Genomic DNA, 251 nt, shown 5'->3' on the forward strand with positions numbered 1-251 from the left:
GGCGATAGCCAGTGGATTGGCGGAGCCGCCGTCAATGGTCACTACGTGAAGCTGAATGATTTCTTCGCGAAGAACAAGATCTCCATGGATGACTTCGTGCCGGCAACCGTGGTCGGCTACGCGGAATGGCCGAAGAACACGCCGAACTACTGGGCGTTGCCTGCCATGGCGGACGCAGTGGGGTGGCCCTATCGGAAAGACTGGTTTGCAAGGCCTGAACTGCGCGCCGAGTTCAAGCAGAAATACAAACG

General features: G+C 57.8%; 1 pseudogene. It reads left to right on the plus strand.

Going from position 1 to position 251, the window contains the following annotated elements:
* Positions 1-251, plus strand: a pseudogene (locus tag SB771_RS35930) (carbohydrate ABC transporter substrate-binding protein); the annotation flags it as partial.

It is taken from the genome of Burkholderia sp. SIMBA_051, assembly GCF_046534915.1.
GTDB lineage: Bacteria > Pseudomonadota > Gammaproteobacteria > Burkholderiales > Burkholderiaceae > Burkholderia > Burkholderia ambifaria.